Below are 1,960 nucleotides of genomic sequence, written 5' to 3' on the forward strand. Positions count from 1 at the left end.
GGTGCGCGGCCACGGCCAGGGCGCGGGCAGGCGCACCCCGCGATCGTCCAGTTCGAGGACCGGGCGCCGGGCCAGGAACCGGCCCGCGGCCGTGGCCAGGCCGGCGCCGCACAGCAGGACTCCGGCCACGCCGACCAGCAGGTAGAGCAGGGCGCCGACACGCGGCAGGGACGGCACGGCGGCCACCGCGAACACGGCCGAGAACACCAGCAGGACGAGCGCGCACCCCACCGGCCGCGCGTCACCCGGGACCGGTCGCCGGAGTACCCTCATTCACCCTTCACCGCGGCGAGGAGCCCGTCCCCGACCGGCAGCAGCATCGGTGTCAGCCGGTCGTCCTCGCGGACGAGCCGGCCGAGCTCGCGTACCGCCACGGCGTCCGGAGTGCGGTTGGTCGGGTCGGCCACCGTGTCGCCCAGCAGGGCGTTGTCGAAGGCCACCACGCCGCCCGGCCGCAGCAGCCGCAGCGCCTCCGGCAGGTAGTCGGGGTACTCCCGCTTGAGCGCGTCACAGAAGACCAGGTCGTACGCGCCGTCGGTGAGCCGGGGCAGCACGTCCAGCGCGCGGCCGGTGATGAGACGGGCGCGCGAGGTCGGGAAGCCGGCCTCGGCGTACGCCTCACGGGCCAGCCGTTGGTTCTCCGGCTCGACGTCGACGCTCGTCAGCACGCCGTTCGGCCGCATGCCGCGCAGCAGCCAGATGCCGGACACGCCGCAGCCCGAGCCGATCTCGACGACCGTGCGCGCGCTGATGGCGGTCGCGAGGAACTTCAGGGCGGCACCGCCGGCCGGGCCGATGGGCATCGCGCCGACGTCCTCGCCGCGCCGACGCGCGTTGCGCAGCGGCTCGTCCTCGGGGAGGTATTGCTCCACGTAGGCCAGTGTGGCCTTCACCGCGTCGATGACTTCCTCCTCAGGGAGCCTTAGTCTGCGAGGTCAAAGACTACTGCGGGTGGGGAACTCCGCCGCCTACCGTCACGTTCTTCAGGAGGGCCACGGCAGCCGGTAGGCGAGAAGGAAGAAACGGGGCAGTATGGCGGTGGCAGGACTCTTGCGTGAGAGGGGAGCGACGGTGCGCGACGCCGGCATCGCTTGGACACCCCCTTCGTGGGACGAGATCGTGCGTGAGCACTCCAGCCGCGTCTACCGCCTCGCCTTCCGTCTCACCGGCAACCCGCACGACGCCGAGGACCTCACGCAGGAGGTCTTCGTCCGCGTGTTCCGGTCGCTGGCCAACTACCAGCCCGGCACCTTCGAGGGCTGGCTGCACCGCATCACGACCAACCTGTTCCTCGACCAGGCGCGGCGGCGCCAGCGCATCCGGTTCGAGGGGCTCGCCGATGACGCCGCCGAGCGCCTGCACGGCCACGAGCCCACTCCCGCCCAGGCCTACGACGACAAGAAGCTCGACGCCGACGTCCAGGCGGCACTCGACGGCCTGGCCCCCGACTACCGCGCGGTCGTCGTGCTGTGCGACATCGAGGGCCTGTCGTACGAGGAGATCGCCGCGACCGTGGGCGTGAAGCTCGGCACCGTACGCAGCCGGATCCACCGCGGGCGCGCGCAGCTGCGCGCCGCCCTCGAACACCGCGGTCCCCGGCGCCGTGCCGAGGAGGCGCTGTGACCGAGCGAAGCGAGGGAATCGGCAAGCACAGCACCTCGGTCATCCCCCCGATCCCGGGGTCCCCGCGGAAACGCGGAGCTCGCGGAGCGTTTTCGTGGGGTGGGGCGGAGGAGGTCTCATGACCCACCTCGGGGAGCGTCTCACCGCTCTGGTCGACGGCGAGCTCGGCCACGACGAACGCGACCGTGCGCTGGCCCACCTCGCGGCGTGCGACCTGTGCCGGGCCGAGGCCGACGCGCTGCGGGCCCTCAAGCGCCGGCTCCGCGCGATGGGCGACGCGGACCCGGGCGAGCGCCTGCTCGCCAGGCTCCAGGCCATGGGCGAGCCAGGTGACCCG

The 1,960-nt window shown here is 73.1% G+C and carries 3 protein-coding genes and 1 pseudogene; 2 read left to right on the plus strand and 2 right to left on the minus strand.

Annotated elements, in window-relative coordinates:
* Positions 1–273: pseudogene (locus tag ACFFNX_RS48665) on the minus strand (hypothetical protein); the annotation flags it as partial.
* On the minus strand, positions 270–893 hold the full coding sequence (locus tag ACFFNX_RS48670; protein ID WP_378213249.1) for an O-methyltransferase: 624 nt from the start codon (positions 891–893) through the stop codon (positions 270–272). The gene ACFFNX_RS48670 and the pseudogene ACFFNX_RS48665, both read right to left, overlap by 4 nt.
* A gap of 139 nt (positions 894–1,032) precedes the next feature.
* On the opposite strand from ACFFNX_RS48670, the gene sigE reads away from it, so the two are divergent.
* Positions 1,033–1,623, plus strand: coding sequence for an RNA polymerase sigma factor SigE (gene sigE, locus ACFFNX_RS48675; RefSeq protein WP_378213251.1), 591 nt, complete (start codon positions 1,033–1,035; stop codon positions 1,621–1,623).
* Positions 1,624–1,741: 118 nt separating this feature from the next.
* Positions 1,742–1,960, plus strand: a 219-nt coding sequence (locus ACFFNX_RS48680) for an anti-sigma factor family protein (RefSeq protein WP_378213252.1), incomplete at its 3' end; no start/stop codon positions are given.

This window comes from Actinoallomurus acaciae (genome assembly GCF_042429965.1).
GTDB lineage: Bacteria > Actinomycetota > Actinomycetes > Streptosporangiales > Streptosporangiaceae > Actinoallomurus > Actinoallomurus acaciae.

What these genes read in the sequence shown, in the direction of transcription:
- sigE (WP_378213251.1), top strand. Translation starts at nt 1,033, where the DNA reads ATGGCGGTGGCAGGACTCTTGCGTGAGAGGGGAGCGACGGTGCGCGAC.